14 protein-coding genes are annotated in these 14,742 nt (G+C 66.9%); 4 read left to right on the forward strand and 10 right to left on the reverse strand.

Translation table 11 applies throughout. The features are described from left to right. Positions 1 to 77 precede the first annotated feature (77 nt). The 4 genes from ACQR0W_RS26765 to ACQR0W_RS26780 all read left to right on the forward strand — a co-directional run bounded on the left by ACQR0W_RS26765 (position 78) and on the right by ACQR0W_RS26780 (position 4,847). Positions 78 to 956 (forward strand): F0F1 ATP synthase subunit gamma, encoded by an 879-nt coding sequence (locus tag ACQR0W_RS26765; RefSeq protein WP_315715936.1) that lies wholly within the window; start codon positions 78 to 80, stop codon positions 954 to 956. Between the two features lie 95 nt (positions 957 to 1,051). Further along, entirely contained in the window at positions 1,052 to 2,494 is a 1,443-nt protein-coding gene (atpD, locus tag ACQR0W_RS26770) for a F0F1 ATP synthase subunit beta (protein ID WP_315715937.1), read from the forward strand. 90 nt (positions 2,495 to 2,584) lie between these two features. Further along, the gene (locus tag ACQR0W_RS26775; protein ID WP_315715938.1) at positions 2,585 to 2,992 is read left to right on the forward strand and encodes a F0F1 ATP synthase subunit epsilon; all 408 of its coding nucleotides are present in this window, start codon (positions 2,585 to 2,587) and stop codon (positions 2,990 to 2,992) included. 166 nt (positions 2,993 to 3,158) lie between these two features. Beyond that, entirely contained in the window at positions 3,159 to 4,847 is a 1,689-nt protein-coding gene (locus tag ACQR0W_RS26780; protein ID WP_316186413.1) for an adenylate/guanylate cyclase domain-containing protein, read from the forward strand. An 86-nt stretch (positions 4,848 to 4,933) separates the two neighbouring features. Here ACQR0W_RS26780 and ACQR0W_RS26785 read toward each other — a convergent pair whose 3' ends face one another. From ACQR0W_RS26785 to proB, 10 genes are all read right to left on the reverse strand, one after another. Next, positions 4,934 to 5,440, reverse strand: a complete 507-nt coding sequence (locus ACQR0W_RS26785) for an RNA pyrophosphohydrolase (protein WP_315715940.1) — start codon at positions 5,438 to 5,440, stop codon at positions 4,934 to 4,936. Between the two features lie 141 nt (positions 5,441 to 5,581). After that, positions 5,582 to 6,088, reverse strand: a complete 507-nt coding sequence (locus tag ACQR0W_RS26790) for an RNA pyrophosphohydrolase (protein ID WP_315715941.1) — start codon at positions 6,086 to 6,088, stop codon at positions 5,582 to 5,584. 89 nt (positions 6,089 to 6,177) lie between these two features. Beyond that, entirely contained in the window at positions 6,178 to 7,395 is a 1,218-nt protein-coding gene (locus tag ACQR0W_RS26795; protein WP_316186412.1) for a divergent polysaccharide deacetylase family protein, read from the reverse strand. Between the two features lie 182 nt (positions 7,396 to 7,577). After that, the gene (locus ACQR0W_RS26800) at positions 7,578 to 8,930 is read right to left on the reverse strand and encodes a S41 family peptidase (protein WP_316186411.1); all 1,353 of its coding nucleotides are present in this window, start codon (positions 8,928 to 8,930) and stop codon (positions 7,578 to 7,580) included. Then, on the reverse strand, positions 8,927 to 10,300 hold the full coding sequence (locus ACQR0W_RS26805) for a murein hydrolase activator EnvC family protein (RefSeq protein WP_316186410.1): 1,374 nt from the start codon (positions 10,298 to 10,300) through the stop codon (positions 8,927 to 8,929). The genes ACQR0W_RS26800 and ACQR0W_RS26805 overlap by 4 nt, the downstream gene beginning before the upstream one ends. A gap of 33 nt (positions 10,301 to 10,333) precedes the next feature. Beyond that, a complete protein-coding gene (gene rlmH / locus ACQR0W_RS26810; RefSeq protein WP_315715945.1) occupies positions 10,334 to 10,816 on the reverse strand; it encodes a 23S rRNA (pseudouridine(1915)-N(3))-methyltransferase RlmH in 483 nt (160 codons plus the stop codon). A gap of 56 nt (positions 10,817 to 10,872) precedes the next feature. Then, complete coding sequence (gene rsfS / locus ACQR0W_RS26815; RefSeq protein WP_315715946.1) at positions 10,873 to 11,229, reverse strand: ribosome silencing factor; 357 nt, start codon at positions 11,227 to 11,229, stop codon at positions 10,873 to 10,875. A 311-nt stretch (positions 11,230 to 11,540) separates the two neighbouring features. Continuing rightward, on the reverse strand, positions 11,541 to 12,164 hold the full coding sequence (locus ACQR0W_RS26820) for a nicotinate-nucleotide adenylyltransferase (RefSeq protein WP_434840883.1): 624 nt from the start codon (positions 12,162 to 12,164) through the stop codon (positions 11,541 to 11,543). Positions 12,165 to 12,230: 66 nt separating this feature from the next. Then, on the reverse strand, positions 12,231 to 13,520 hold the full coding sequence (locus tag ACQR0W_RS26825) for a glutamate-5-semialdehyde dehydrogenase (RefSeq protein WP_316186409.1): 1,290 nt from the start codon (positions 13,518 to 13,520) through the stop codon (positions 12,231 to 12,233). 74 nt (positions 13,521 to 13,594) lie between these two features. Then, positions 13,595 to 14,731, reverse strand: coding sequence for a glutamate 5-kinase (proB, locus tag ACQR0W_RS26830; protein WP_315750649.1), 1,137 nt, complete (start codon positions 14,729 to 14,731; stop codon positions 13,595 to 13,597). Positions 14,732 to 14,742 lie beyond the last annotated feature (11 nt).

A 14,742-nucleotide genomic window follows, 5' to 3' on the forward strand; every position in this document is an offset into this window, starting at 1 on the left:
AGGCCGGGCATGACCAATCTCAGGGTTGAGCGGTCGGGTCTTCAACGGATCGGCCGCCGGGGTGAGCTAGACGAACAATGGCGTCACTGAAAGACATGCGGGTCCGCATCGCCTCGACCAAGGCGACGCAGAAGATCACCAAGGCCATGCAGATGGTCGCCGCCTCCAAGCTGCGCCGCGCGCAGCAGGCGGCCGAAGCGGCGCGTCCCTATGCCGAGAAGATGGACGCCGTGATCTCCAACATCGCGAGCGCCACCATCGCCTCCGCCGGCGGCCCGAAGCTGTTGGCGGGCACCGGTCGCGATCAGGTGCACCTGCTGCTGGTCTGCACCGGCGAGCGCGGCCTGTCCGGCGCGTTCAACTCCTCGATCGTCCGCCTGGCGCGCGAGCGTGCGCTCGCCCTGATGAACCAGGGCAAGGAGGTGAAGTTCTTCTGCGTTGGCCGCAAGGGTTATGAGCAGCTTCGCCGCCAGTTCGACAAGCAGATCGTCGAGCACATGGACCTGCGCTCCGTGCGCCAGATCGGCTTCGCCAATGCCGACGAGATCGCCAAGAAGGTGATTGCCCGCTTCGAGGCCGGCGAATTCGACGTCTGCACCCTGTTCTACTCGCGCTTCCGCTCGGTAATCGCGCAGATCCCGACCGCTCAGCAGATCATTCCGCTGGTGGTCGAAGCGCGCCCGGCCAATGCGGCGCCGCTGGCGCCTTACGAATACGAGCCGGAAGAGGACGAGATCCTGGCTGGACTGCTGCCGCGCAATCTCGCGGTGCAGATCTTCCGCGCACTGCTCGAAAACAACGCCTCGTTCTACGGTGCGCAGATGTCGGCCATGGACAACGCCACGCGCAACGCCGGCGAGATGATCCGCAAGCAGACGCTGATCTACAACCGCACGCGTCAGGCGATGATCACCAAGGAACTGATCGAAATCATTTCGGGCGCCGAGGCGGTCTAGCCGGATCGCGCAGCGCCCGTTGAAGCGCAACCCAGGAACATATCCCGGTCGAGCCGACCGTGGTTTCGTATACGGATCGTAAGGAGAGACACTCAATGGCTACCGCAGCCAACCAGATCGGTCGCATCACCCAGGTCATCGGCGCCGTCGTCGACGTGCAGTTCGAAGGTCACCTGCCGGCCATTCTCAATTCGCTCGAAACCAAGAACGCCGGCAACCGCCTGGTGCTCGAAGTGGCCCAGCATCTCGGCGAATCCACCGTGCGCACCATCGCGATGGACACCACCGAAGGTCTGGTCCGCGGCCAGGAGGTGACCGACACCGGTTCGCCGATCCAGGTGCCGGTGGGCGTCGGCACGCTCGGCCGCATCATGAACGTGATCGGCGAGCCGATCGACGAGGCCGGTCCGGTCGAGGCCGAGGGCCTGCGTCCGATCCACGCGGACGCGCCGAGCTACACCGACCAGTCGACCGAAGCCGAGATTCTCGTCACCGGCATCAAGGTCGTCGACCTCTTGGCTCCCTACGCCAAGGGCGGCAAGATCGGTCTGTTCGGCGGCGCCGGCGTCGGCAAGACCGTGCTGATCCAGGAGCTCATCAACAACGTCGCCAAGGCGCACGGTGGTTATTCGGTGTTCGCCGGCGTCGGCGAGCGTACCCGTGAAGGCAACGACCTCTATCACGAGTTCATCGAATCCAAGGTCAACGCCGATCCGCACAATCCCGATCCGAGCGTCAAGTCGAAGTGCGCGCTGGTGTTCGGCCAGATGAACGAGCCGCCCGGCGCCCGCGCCCGCGTCGGCCTGACCGGCCTCACCGTCGCCGAGCACTTCCGCGACCAGGGCCAGGACGTGCTGTTCTTCGTCGACAACATCTTCCGGTTCACCCAGGCCGGCTCGGAAGTGTCGGCGCTGCTCGGCCGCATCCCCTCGGCGGTGGGTTATCAGCCGACGCTCGCCACCGACATGGGCGCGCTGCAGGAGCGCATCACCACCACCAACAAGGGCTCGATCACCTCGGTGCAGGCCATCTACGTGCCGGCCGACGACTTGACCGACCCGGCGCCGGCGACCTCGTTCGCGCATTTGGACGCCACCACCGTGCTCAACCGCGCGATCTCGGAAAAGGGCATCTACCCGGCGGTGGACCCGCTCGACTCGACCTCGCGCATGCTCTCCCCGCTGGTCGTCGGCGAGGAGCACTATCAGACCGCGCGTCAGGTCCAGCAGATTCTGCAGCGCTACAAGTCGCTGCAGGATATCATCGCCATCCTGGGCATGGACGAGCTGTCGGAAGAGGACAAGCTGACCGTGGCCCGCGCCCGCAAGATCGAGCGCTTCCTGTCGCAGCCGTTCCACGTCGCCGAAATCTTCACGGGATCGCCGGGCAAGTTCGTCGACCTCGCCGACACCATCAAGGGCTTCAAGGGCCTGTGTGAAGGCAAGTACGACCACCTGCCGGAGGCCGCCTTCTACATGGTCGGCAACATCGACGAGGCGGTCGAGAAGGGCAAGAAGCTGGCCGCTGAGGCAGCCTAAGGGCGAATAGGGAGCAGCGAATAGACGAGCTGTTCGCTGCTTCCTCCTTCACTACTCGCCATTCGCTATTCGCTATTCGCAGGTTTCCCAATGGCTACTTTCCATTTCGATCTCGTCTCGCCGGAAAAGATCGCCTTCTCGGGCGAGGTCGACCAGGTCGACGTTCCCGGCCAGGAGGGTGATTTCGGCGTGCTCGCCGGGCATGCGCCGTTCGTGGCGACGCTGCGGCCGGGTATCCTGACGGTGACATCAGGCGGATCGCAGCAGAAGATCATCGTGCTCGGCGGCCTTGCCGAGATCTCGGACAAGGGTCTGACGGTTCTCGCCGACGTCGCCACGTCGCTGAAGGAGCTCGACCAGACCGCTTTCGCGGCCGAGATCGCCGGCATGGAATCCAAGCTGAACGAGAAGCAGGGCAACGAGCTCGATCGCGCGATCGAGCGGCTCGATCACTTCAAGACGATCCAGCAGCAGCTCAATACGACTGCGCTGCATTGATCCCACCGCACGACGTATGAATGAACGTTCATGGCCGGGCTCTGCCCGGCCATTTTCGTTTGGGGCTCGAACGTCGTGCGCCGGTCGATGACTACTTCAAGGGAGGCCGGTTGCATGCTCACCGATCTGACGGCATGCTCCCGGCCAATCCAGCGGGCGCGGTGACATGGCAGGACAGATCGTCTTGAAACGCAAGATCGCGGCGATTTTCGCCGCCGATATCGCTGGCTATTCGCGCCTCGTCGCGGAGGATGAAGAAGAGACGCTACGGCGACTGGCGGCCTATCGCGAGGTCGTTGACGACTTCATCGCGCGAGCCGGCGGCCGCATCTTCAACACCGCTGGCGATGCGGTGCTCGCGGAATTCCCCAGCGCGGTCGAAGCGGTGCGTTGCGCGATCGACATCCAGGAGAGCCTGCGCACGCGCAACATGGCCTATCCGCCGAGCCGGCAGATGAGCTACCGCATCGGCATCACCATCGGCGACGTCGTCGAGCGCGACGGCGATCTGCTCGGCGACGGCGTCAACATCGCAGCACGCCTTGAGGGCCTCGCCGACGTCGGCGGCATCTGCATCTCGCGCGCCGTTCATGAGCAGGTCGCCAACAAGCTGTCGGTGCAGTTCGCCGACATGGGCGCGCGGGAGGTCAAGAACATCCCGACCCCGGTGCACGCCTATCGCGTGGCGATGCGCCGCGAGGACGGCACCTACGCGCCGCCGGAAGAAAAGAAAGTCGCCAGCGGCGGCGGGCTCCGCCTGATCTGGCGAATTGCGGCCGCCGTGGTTGCGCTCGGAGCCGTCGGGGTCGGGACCGAACTCTATCTGGATTATCGCGATCCGCACCCCGCGCAGCGCGATGCCGCCAAGGCGGCGGCGGAAGCGCTGGCCCGGCTGTCGGCCACGCCGGCTTCGCCGTCCTCGGTCCCGTCTTCATCTCCATCCCCCGCGCCGACGCAGTCATCCGTCGCCAGGCAGCCGGCCGACTCGCCGCAGCCGCAACAGTCGCCCTCGCCTTCATCCTCAGTCGCCGCCGAGAAGTTTGCACCTGAAGCCGTGCCGTTCGTGAGCGAGCGGACCCGCATTGCGCTGGCGCGCGACTACGTGTCGGCACCGGATCACAAGGCGTTCGCGACCACGATCAACGGCGTCAGCGCCTATGTCACCGGACAGGCGAGCGACGACGCGGCGAAATCGGCTGCGCTGGAGCAGTGCCAGCAGCGCGCGGAAAATGCGAACGGACCGCGCAAATGCGAGCTCTATGCGGTCGGCGACAATGTCGTCTACGTGCACAGCAAGCCGCCGTTGCCGCCGCAGCCCTGGGTGCGCCACGACCCGATGACCGAGCGCGCCTTCAGCGCGGCAGAGATGCCGCTGGTGCGCGATACAGGCCGGGCCCGGCTCGAAGCGAACTACGGCACGGCGCGTCGGACCAAGGCCATCGCGCTCGGGCCCGGCGGGCAGTTCTTCTACAGCGTCGGCGGCGACCTCGTCGACGATGTGGTTCGCCGCAATCTGGAAGCCTGCGGTGCCCAGGCGGGCACCGCCTGCATCATCGTTGCGCTCGACGATGCCTTCGTGGTGCCGATACCGACGGTGATGAAAGCCACCGGCTTCTTCCGCGCGGCCATCCATCAGGCGATCGCCCCGGAGGCGCGCGAGGAGGTGGCGCGACGTCTCGAGGCCGCGACGTCGGGCTGGAATGCAGTCGCGGTCGGAACGGCCGGCCACCCCGGCTTCGGCCTCAATGGCGACCGTGAGGAGACGGCGATCGGCGGCGCGCTGGCCGACTGCGCCACGCGCGACAACGACTGCCGGGTGATTGCGATCGGGCCGTTCACGGTCGAGGACAATTAGGCCGGCGAACTCTCGCGACATCGCCTTTCCGAGGCGCGCGGAGCGTCGGCCCTTGAATGACGAAGAGCCCCGCGCTCCGACGTAGATCAGTCGCCAACGTTGGCGAGATGCGCAAAAGCCTGCGCCACCGCGCGATAGACCTCGCGACGAAACGGCACCACCAGCTCCGGGACGCGCGCCAGGCGGTCCCAGCGCCAGGCGTCGAACTCGGCCGGCTGGCCGTTGCGCGGCGTCACCGGATCGATGTCGGCGTCGCGCCCGGTGAAGCGCATCGCGAACCATTTCTGACGCTGGCCGCGAAAGCGCGCGAGCCGGTGGTTCGGATCCTCGAATGGCGGAAATTCGTAAGTCAGCCAGTCGGTCTCGCCGAGGATGTCGGCGTCGCGAATGCCGGTCTCCTCCCACAGCTCGCGCCGCGCTGCCGCCTGAAGATCCTCGCCGGGGTCGACGCCGCCCTGCGGCATCTGCCATTCGAGCCCGGGCAGCACGATCTCCGGCCCGTCGTCGCGAAAGCGGCGTCCAAGGAAGACGAGCCCTTCGGCGTTGAGCAGCGCGATACCGACATTCGGACGATAGGGTCTGGTCTCGGTCATCCTCGAATCCATGAGCTGTCGTTCGCATGGCAGTGCATCATGACGGCATCGTCGCGACGCATCTGCAGAGATTCCCTGCAGCTCCTGCGCAGAAGCGGACTAGCGGATGTCGGGTACCGCGTCGAGGGCGGGGATCGCGATTCAATCGCCTGCGAGCGGAGCGAATTCCTTGACCACGCGCTCATAGACCGGCCGCTTGAACGGCACGATCAGCCCCGGCAGGTTCTTCATCGGCTCCCAGCGCCAGCTGACGAATTCCGCCTTGTGGTGGCCGCCGCCGGGGCGCTCGACATCGATCTCGGCATCGGCCCCGGTGAAGCGCAGCGCGAACCATTTCTGGCGCTGGCCGCGATAGCGCCCCTTCCAGGCACGGCCTGCGACCGTGCGCGGAATATCGTAGGTCAGCCAGTCGCCGACCTCGGCCAGCTTCTCGACGGAGCGCACGCTGGTCTCTTCATACAGCTCGCGCTTGGCCGCCTCCCAGGCATCCTCGCCGGGATCGACGCCGCCCTGCGGCATCTGCCAGACATGGGTGTCGTCGACATGCTCGATTCCGCCGGCGCGGCGACCGATGAAAACCAGCCCCTCCGAATTGATCAGCATGATGCCGACGCAGGTGCGGTAAGGCAGGTCCTCGTAGCGCGTCATTCCGGTCTCGGCCTTCCTGCGGGGACCCCTGCGCCTCGCTGCGCAGTCCTCCCGCTGTCACGTCGCCAGTCGGGCCGGCGCACGTTCGTTCAGTTCGATTTTGATTTCAGCATCGCGGTTGTCAATGGCACCAGCAGAATGCCCTTGCGGTCGAGCCCCTTGATCCAGGTGCCGATGCGGTCGATCGAGGCCGGCAGCGCCGAGGCGGTCCCGACGGCGACGCCACGTTCCTTGGCCAGGCTTTCGAGCTTGGCGAGCGCATTGTCGATCTCGACCGGGGTCGGCACCGCGTCGATGGCGACGTCGCCCTTCGCGAACGGCATCGCGAGCCCCGTGGCCAGCGAGGCTGCCACGCTGCGCGGGGCTGCGCCATCGTCGAACAGGGCCAGACCGCGCTTGGCGGCCTCGTTCACGATCGGCTGCATCGCCGCTTCCGTTGCGACGAAGCGCGCACCCATGAAGTTGCCGATGCCGACGTAACCCTGCAGCCGGCTCATGTGCCAGAACAGCCGGTCGATGTTCTGGTCCGGTCCGAGTGTTGCGAGCAGCGTCTGCGGACCCGGATCGTTGTCGGGATAGTCGTAGGGCTCCATCGGGACCTGCAGCAGGATCTCGTGGCGCTGCGCCCGGGCGCGCTCGGCGAGCTTGGTCGGATCGGAGCCATAGGGCGTGAAGGCCAGGGTGACCGCCGGCGGCAGCTTCATGATCGCGTCCGCCGTCTTGGCGGCGCCGACGCCGAGACCGCCGATCACGATCGCGACGGCCGGCATGCGCGCCGCCTTGGCGCGGTCGGCCTCGGCCGCATAGGCAGTGAATGGCTTCAGCCCGTCGGCCATCACCGGGATCATGCCGTAGCGCGACTTCTCCAGCAGCCGCGGGTCCACGCCGGGCATCTGGCTCGCGGGCGCGGCCGATCCAGGCTCTGCCGTCTCGCCACCGGCACCGATCGCGACCTCCTGGCGGGCGCCGCTGGAGCCGTCGATGATGGTGACCGTCTTGCGCTCGCCGGCCTCCTGCTTGGCCGCGGGGGCCGCGCCGTGGTCGGCCTTTGCATCTGGCTTGCCATCCGGCTTGGCGGCGGCCTTGTCGTCGGTGGGCTTTGCGCCCTCGTTGATCGCGACGCGGGCGATCGGCTCGCCACCGAGCGGATTGTCGTTGAACATCGCAAAGCCGGCAAACACGACCAGGAACAGCCCCAGCAGCATCGCGAGGGCCTGCAGGGCCGTGAAGGGAAGCCGAATGCGGCACCTGCGACGCTTTTCCGTCTGCCCGAGCGGGGCGCTCAGCTCGTCGGCCGTCTCTGTCATCGAAATTCCCGAATCAATCGGGTCGACGATACCACGGCGGGGATTCGGACGCAGGGCCGGTGTCCGCAAGCCCGTAGATCGGCGGAGCGGCAAACCAAGAAGCCGTCCAAAAAGGAAGGGCGGCCCGGAGGCCGCCCTTCAAAGCTGATTCGCGTCGGTCGGCTGCCGCTCAGTTGGCGACCTCAGTTTGCCGCCTTGGCCGGCTTGTCGGCCGCGGCCTTCTCGGTCGGCGCCGGGGTGTTGGCGCTGTTCTTGATGCCGTGGAGCAGGTCGGCGGCCATTTTGAGCGCCTTGTCGTCCTTGGTGTCCGGCGGCACGTAGGACTGCGAGCCGGTCTTCTCGTCGCCGTCGTTCTTCAGATGGCCGCGCAGCGACGCCTCGCCCTTGGTGTCGGTGCGCGACTTCAGCTCATCCGGCACGTCCTGCAGCACCTCGATGTCGGGCACGATGCCCTTGGCCTGGATCGACTTGCCCGACGGCGTGTAGTAGCGCGCGGTGGTCAGCCGCAGCGCGCCGTTGCCGGCGCCGAGCGGGATGATGGTCTGCACCGAGCCCTTGCCGAACGAGCGGGTGCCGACCAGCGTCGCGCGCTTGTGGTCCTGCAGCGCGCCGGCCACGATCTCCGACGCCGACGCCGAGCCGCCATTAATCAGCACGATGACCGGCTTGCCCTTCGTGAGGTCGCCGGCATGTGCCGCGCGGCGCTGCGTCTCCTCGGCATTGCGGCCGCGGGTCGAGACGATCTCGCCGCGCTCCAGGAACGCGTCGGAGACGGTGACCGCCTCCTCGAGCAGGCCGCCCGGGTTGTTGCGCAGGTCGATGATGTAGCCCTTCAGCTTGTCTCCGATCTGGTTCTGCAGGTCGGAGATGCTCTTCTTCAGGCCCTCGGTGGTCTGCTCGTTGAAGGTGGTGATGCGGATATAGGCGATGTCGTCGCTCTCGGTGCGCGAGCGCACCGAGCGGACGCGGATGTTGTCGCGGGTCAATGTCACGTCGAGCGGATTGTCAGCGCCCTTGCGCACGACCTTCAGCTTGATCTTGGTGCCGACCGGGCCGCGCATCTTCTCGACCGCCTGGTTGAGGGTCAGGCCCTGCACGGCTTCGTCGTCGAGATTGGTGATGATGTCGTTGGCCTGGATGCCCGCCTTCGAGGCCGGCGTATCGTCGATCGGCGACACCACCTTGATCAGGCCGTCTTCCATCGTCACCTCGATGCCGAGGCCGCCGAACTCGCCGCGGGTCTGCACCTGCATGTCGCGGAAGCTCTTCGCATCCATGTAGCTCGAATGCGGATCGAGGCCCGAGAGCATGCCGCTGATCGCGGACTCGACCAGCTTCGAATCGTCGGGCTTCTCGACATAATCGCTGCGCACCCGCTCGAAGACGTCGCCGAACAGGTTGAGCTGGCGATAGGTATCGGCGGTCGCGGCGCGCGCCGTCGATCCCATCAACACCGCGCGCGGTTGCGAGACGAACAGGGTCAATGCCGCACCGGTGGCCGCGCTCAGGAGAATTACCGAAGTCTTACGCATCATCCGCGTACCTTTTCGCCTTCATTTGCGGCCCACCATGGGCCTGGATCGATTGGAGTGCCGTCCTTACGGAACTCGACATAGAGCACTGGTTGACTCGCGTTGGTAGCGAGAATGGAGGCAACCTGGGAGCTGTTACCCATGATCGCGACCGGCTCTCCCGTCTGAACAAACTGCCCGATGTTGACGGAAATGCGCTCCATCCCGGCGATCAGGACATGATACCCGCCACCGGCGTTGAGGATCAAGAGTTGTCCGTAGCTACGGAAGGGACCCGCATACACAACCCAGCCATCACACGGGGTTGTGACCTGAGCCCCCGGCCGGGTTGCCAAAGAAATGCCTTTATCCGAGCCGCCCGCACCGTCCGATGCGCCAAATTCGCGGATCTTGGTGCCGTTGACAGGAAACGTCAGCATGCCCTTGGTCGAGGCGAACGCGATCGCGGGCGCCTTGCGGCCCGGGTTGCGCAGCGCATTCGCGTCCGGCTTGCTGTTGACCGGCACCCCCTGCAGGCTCGCCGTCGAGGCAGCCTTGGCCGCGCTCTTGAGGTCCAGCTCCATCGTCGTGATCAGTCCCTGCAGCGAGTCGATCTGCTGGGCCAGCACGGCGGCGCGCGCGCTTTCGGCTTCCATGTCCTTCTCGGCCGAGCTCTGCTTGCGCTGGCGTTCCTCCACCAGGGCGGCGAGACGGGTCTGATCGGTGCGTAGCCTGTCGCGGTCGCCGGCGAGCTTGTCGCGTTCGCTGGCGATCGTCTTGCGGATGGCGACGAGCTCGCCGAGATCGGTCGAGAGCTTCTCCGCTCGGCTGCGCATCTCGGGGATCACCGAACCCAGCAGCATCGCCGTGCGCAATGACTGCAGCGCGTCCTCCGGACGGACCAGCAGGGCCGGCGGGGTACGGCGTCCGGCACGCTGCAGTGCGGCCAGAACCTCGATGATCTCCGAGCGCCGCGCTTCCAGCGACGTCCGCAGATCCTGCTCGCGGCCGTCGAGCCCACGCAGCCGCGTTTCGGCCTCGCCAACCCGCACTTCGACGCTGCGCACCTGCGCCGCCACGTCGATCAGCTGCTGATTGAGCTTGCCGCGATCCTCGCCGAGCGCGGCGATGTCGGCCTTCAGCCGCTCCTGGGCCTCGGCGGCGGCCTTCTGGGCCGCGCGGGCGGCCTCGAGCTCCTGTTCGCGCTGCTTCAACTGCTCCGGGGTGGCTGGCGTCGCTGACGCGGTGCCGGGGATGGATGGCCGGAGTCCGCTCTGCGCCAGCGCCGGACATCCGGAAAAGACCACCACGACGAGCGCGATGAGCGACGCGCGGCAGGACCGGCCGCTGCGGACAGGTCTTGGGAAGCAGGAGAGGGGCCGCGCAGCGAACATCGAGGTCCTTATTGTGCTCCCATCGTCCCTTGTTCAAGCGCGGTGATAGGGGTGACCGGCAAGGATCGTAGCAGTACGGTAAATCTGCTCGAGCAGCAGGACGCGGACGATCTGGTGCGGCCAGGTGGCGGCGCCAAACGCAACCCCGAGCTTGGCTCTGCGCCGCAAATCGGGCGAAAGTCCGTCGGCGCCGCCGATTGCGAAGACGGCAGCCGGAATGCCTTCGTCCCGCCAGCGCCCAAGATAACCCGCAAAAGTTGTACTGTCGACGTTCCGGCCACGCTCGTCGAGACAGACGAGCACGGACTTGTCGGGGATCGCCGCCGATATCGCGGAGGCCTCCTCGGTCATGCGCGTCGCCGCATCGCGCGCGCGGCTTTCCGGGATTTCATGGATGTCGAGGCCGCGAAAGCCGAGCTTGCGGCCGATGTCGTCGAAACGCTCGCGGTAGCGCTCCGCGAGCTCCCGCTCGGGACCCTGCTTCAACCGGCCGATGGCGACCACGATCAGGCGCATGCGCACCGACTAGCACGTGCGCCGCACGATTCGCATCCGCCGCGGCGTGGGACCGCCTAGACCGCCTTGGCCGGGTTCGGCCCTTGAGTCCACAATCGCTCGAGATTGTAGAACTCGCGAACCTCGGGTCGAAACACGTGCACGATCACGTCGCCGGAATCGATCAGCACCCAATCGCAATTGGGCAGGCCCTCGATGTGGAGTTTCTTGGTGCCGGCTTCCTTCAGGCCCTTGGCGACGTTTTCCGCGATCGATCCGACGTGCCGGTTCGAGCGGCCCGTAGTAATGACCATGTAGTCGGAATACGCCGATTTGCCGTGAAGATCGATCGTGACCGTCTCCTCCGCCTTCATATCTTCGAGGCGGGAGAGGATCGTGCGCAGGGTCTTGTCGGCGTCGGGTTGCGCCTGCAAGGCCGCATCTTGGGTCGACGTCTTACGCGCTGACTTGGCAGTCGCCGACTTGGTAGTCGTTGCCTTCGTCTTCGGTAAGGCCGACTGGGACAATACAGATGTGGTCAGGGACCATTCCTTTCACTGTATCGCAGGCCGAATCCAACCCGGCCTGCTGACCATATTAGGCATGTGGGGTTAAGGGTTTCAACAATCCAGTACCCCGGTCGTCCGGCCCGACAGCGTCCAGGCCGTCCCCGCTTCGGACCGTAGCGGAGACGGCAAGTTCCATGCATATCCGATGCCGCGCGCGATGGCGAACGCGCGGCCTTTCAGAACGACTTCCAACTGCCGTCCGGGTTCCTCAGGCCCGTCGACGACAGGCTGAGCTTGAGGCCGGTGAGGTAGACCCAGGCTGGAGCGGCGCGGTCGGCCAGACGGCTGGCTTGCGCTTCGGGAATGCGATACCGCGCCAGGGCGCGTGCGGCGGGCGCGTTCAGGGCGCGGAAGCTGCGGGGCGGACGATCGACCACGGCCATCGGAACCTGGGCCGCGATGTGCCGCCACTTCTGCCAGCGATGGAACTGCGCGAGATTGTCGGCGCCCATGATCCACACGAAGCGCAAGCGCGATGCACGCCGGCGCAGATAATCGATCGTGTCGGCAGTGTAGCGGGTGCCGATGACGGATTCGAGACAGCTGATCTCGATGCGCGGATCGGCGGCCACCTTGCGCGCCGCCTCGGCGCGTTCGGCCAGCGCATGCAGCCCGCCATTGTTCTTGAGCGGATTGCCCGGTGTCACCAGCCACCAGACACGGTCCAGCTGCAGCCGCTTCAGCGCGAACAGGCTGATCGCGCGGTGCGCCTGGTGCGGCGGATTGAACGAGCCGCCGAGCAGGCCGATGCGCATGCTATCACTGTGGGGCGGCAGCGCCTGGCGGATCGCAAGGCGCATGGCTGTGGCGTCGGTCACGGCTGCCCCCGCCTGCTGCTCGTGCAACTCAACCACAGGATGCGGCCGTCATGGCCGCGTCTGCCCGGTGCCGTGGATGCGATATTTGAAGCTGGTGAGCTGCTCGACGCCGACGGGGCCGCGCGCATGGAACTTGCCCGTGGCGATGCCGATCTCGGCGCCAAAACCGAACTCGCCGCCGTCGGCGAACTGGGTCGAGGCGTTGTGCAGCACGATCGCCGAGTCGACCTCGTTGAGGAACTTGTCGGCGGCCGCATTGTCATCGGTGACGATCGCGTCGGTGTGGTGTGAGCCGTGCGCGTGGATGTGGGCGATCGCGCCCTCCACGCCGTCGACGACCTTCGCGGCGATGATCGCGTCGAGATATTCGGTGTCCCAGTCCTCGTTGCTGGCCGGCTTCACCCGCGCATCGGCCGCGCACACGACCTCATCGCCCCGCACCTCGCAGCCGGCGCCAATTAGCATGTCGACCAGCGGCTTGATCTTGTCGGCGGCCGCGCGATCGACCAGCAGCGTCTCCGCCGCGCCGCAGACGCCGGTGCGACGCATCTTGGCGTTCAGCACGATCGACTTGGCCATCTCCAGGTCGGCGGCGCCGTCGACATAGACGTGGTTGACGCCTTCGAGATGCGCGAACACCGGCACACGTGCCTCGGCCTCGACGCGGGCGACGAGGCTCTTGCCGCCGCGCGGCACGATGACGTCGACGCCGCCGTTCAGGCCGGACAGCAGCAGGCCCACGGCGGCACGATCGCGCGTCGGCACCAGCGTGATCGCAGCGTCTGGCAGGCCCGCCTCGCGCAGGCCTTCGACGAGGCATTCGTGGATGGCGCGGCAGGAGCGGAACGAGTCCGAGCCGCCGCGCAGGATCACGGCATTGCCGGACTTCAGGCACAGCACGCCGGCATCGGCCGCCACGTTGGGGCGGCTCTCGAAGATCACGCCGATCACGCCGAGCGGCACCCGCACGCGCTCGATGGTCATGCCGTTCGGCCGCTGCCAGCTCTCGGTGACGATGCCGATGGGATCGGCGACCTCGCGCACAGCGGCGATGCCGTCGGCCATCGCGGCGACGCGGGCCGGGGTCAAGGTCAGGCGATCGAGGAAGGAGGAAGTGATGCCGGCGGCCTTGGCCTCGACGACGTCCTCGGCATTGGCGGCGATGATCGTGTCCGCGCGGGCCCGGATCAGCCGCTCCATCGCCTCCAGCGCCCGGTTCTTCTGCGCGGCCGGTGCCAGCGCCAGCACGCGCGCCGCGGCACGGGCGCGGCTGGCGAGGTCGTTCATCAGCGCAGGCAGATCGGCGCTGCCGTCGATGGCTTTCAAAGGCGCGGTCATGGGCGTTTCAACCTTGAATTAAGGCTCTCCAGTAGCACGGAATTCGGCCGTTTGCGAACGCTGGTGCCGCGGTCTCAGACCGGACCGGCACCTGCCGGGCCGATCACCAGATCGTCGCGATGGATCATCTCGGCGCGGCCGGAGATGCCGAGGATGACGGCCACGTCCGGCGACGAACGGCCCTTGATCCGCTCGGCATCGTCGGCGTCATAGGCGACGAGGCCGCGGCCGATCTCATGGGTGTCGGGGCCGCGCACCACCACGGCATCGCCGCGGGCGAACTGGCCATCGACACGGATGACGCCGGCCGGCAAGAGGCTTTTGCCCGCCCGCAGCGCGGTCACGGCGCCGGCGTCGATCGTCAGCGTGCCCTTCGGCTCCAGCGAACCCGCGATCCAGCGTTTGCGCGCGGTGACGGGGTTTGCCGGCGTCAGGAACCAGGTGCAACGGCCGCCATTGGCGATCGCGGCCAGCGGGTGCTCGATCTTGCCGGAGGCGATCAGCATGTGGGTGCCGCCAGTGGTGGCGATCTTGGCGGCTTCGATCTTCGTGCGCATGCCGCCGCGCGAAAACTCGGAAGCCGCGCTGCCGGCCATGGCCTCGATGTCGGCGGTGACGCTCTCGACCACGGGGATCAGCCGCGCATTCGGATCCTGCGCGGGCGGCGCGGTGTAGAGGCCGTCGATATCGGACAGCAGCACCAGCAGATCGGCGCTCGCCATGGTCGCGACACGGGCGGCGAGGCGATCATTGTCGCCATAGCGGATCTCGGCGGTCGCGACCGTGTCGTTCTCATTGATGACCGGCACCGCGCGCCATTCCAGGAGCTTGGCGATGGTCGAACGGGCGTTGAGATAGCGCCGGCGCTCCTCGGTGTCCTGCAGCGTCACCAGGATCTGGCCGGCACTGACGCCATGAGCGCCGAGCACCTCCGACCAGGTCCGCGCCAGCGCGATCTGGCCGACCGCGGCGGCCGCCTGGCTCTCCTCCAGCTTCAGCGGTCCGCGCGGCAGCTTCAATCGGCTCCGGCCGAGCGCGATCGAGCCCGAGGATACGACCAGCAGCTCGCAGCCGCGGCTGTGGAGCCGGGCGATGTCGGCCGCCAGCGCGGCGAGCCAGGAGGCGCGGACCTCGCCGGCCTCGGAATCGACCAGCAGCGACGAGCCGACCTTGACGACGATGCGGCGAAAATTTTCGAGACGGGGTGCCATGGCGTGAACGG

It is taken from the genome of Bradyrhizobium sp. HKCCYLRH1034, assembly GCF_051168375.1.
Lineage (GTDB): Bacteria > Pseudomonadota > Alphaproteobacteria > Rhizobiales > Xanthobacteraceae > Bradyrhizobium.

What these genes read in the sequence shown, in the direction of transcription:
- ACQR0W_RS26800 (WP_316186411.1), bottom strand. Translation starts at nt 8,930, where the DNA reads ATGATGCGTAAGACTTCGGTAATTCTCCTGAGCGCGGCCACCGGTGCG.
- ACQR0W_RS26780 (WP_316186413.1), top strand. Translation starts at nt 3,159, where the DNA reads ATGGCAGGACAGATCGTCTTGAAACGCAAGATCGCGGCGATTTTCGCC.
- proB (WP_315750649.1), bottom strand. Translation starts at nt 14,731, where the DNA reads ATGGCACCCCGTCTCGAAAATTTTCGCCGCATCGTCGTCAAGGTCGGC.
- ACQR0W_RS26825 (WP_316186409.1), bottom strand. Translation starts at nt 13,520, where the DNA reads ATGACCGCGCCTTTGAAAGCCATCGACGGCAGCGCCGATCTGCCTGCG.
- atpD (WP_315715937.1), top strand. Translation starts at nt 1,052, where the DNA reads ATGGCTACCGCAGCCAACCAGATCGGTCGCATCACCCAGGTCATCGGC.
- rlmH (WP_315715945.1), bottom strand. Translation starts at nt 10,816, where the DNA reads ATGCGCCTGATCGTGGTCGCCATCGGCCGGTTGAAGCAGGGTCCCGAG.
- ACQR0W_RS26805 (WP_316186410.1), bottom strand. Translation starts at nt 10,300, where the DNA reads ATGTTCGCTGCGCGGCCCCTCTCCTGCTTCCCAAGACCTGTCCGCAGC.
- ACQR0W_RS26765 (WP_315715936.1), top strand. Translation starts at nt 78, where the DNA reads ATGGCGTCACTGAAAGACATGCGGGTCCGCATCGCCTCGACCAAGGCG.
- ACQR0W_RS26775 (WP_315715938.1), top strand. Translation starts at nt 2,585, where the DNA reads ATGGCTACTTTCCATTTCGATCTCGTCTCGCCGGAAAAGATCGCCTTC.
- ACQR0W_RS26795 (WP_316186412.1), bottom strand. Translation starts at nt 7,395, where the DNA reads ATGACAGAGACGGCCGACGAGCTGAGCGCCCCGCTCGGGCAGACGGAA.
- ACQR0W_RS26790 (WP_315715941.1), bottom strand. Translation starts at nt 6,088, where the DNA reads ATGACGCGCTACGAGGACCTGCCTTACCGCACCTGCGTCGGCATCATG.
- ACQR0W_RS26820 (WP_434840883.1), bottom strand. Translation starts at nt 12,164, where the DNA reads ATGCGCCTTGCGATCCGCCAGGCGCTGCCGCCCCACAGTGATAGCATG.
- ACQR0W_RS26785 (WP_315715940.1), bottom strand. Translation starts at nt 5,440, where the DNA reads ATGACCGAGACCAGACCCTATCGTCCGAATGTCGGTATCGCGCTGCTC.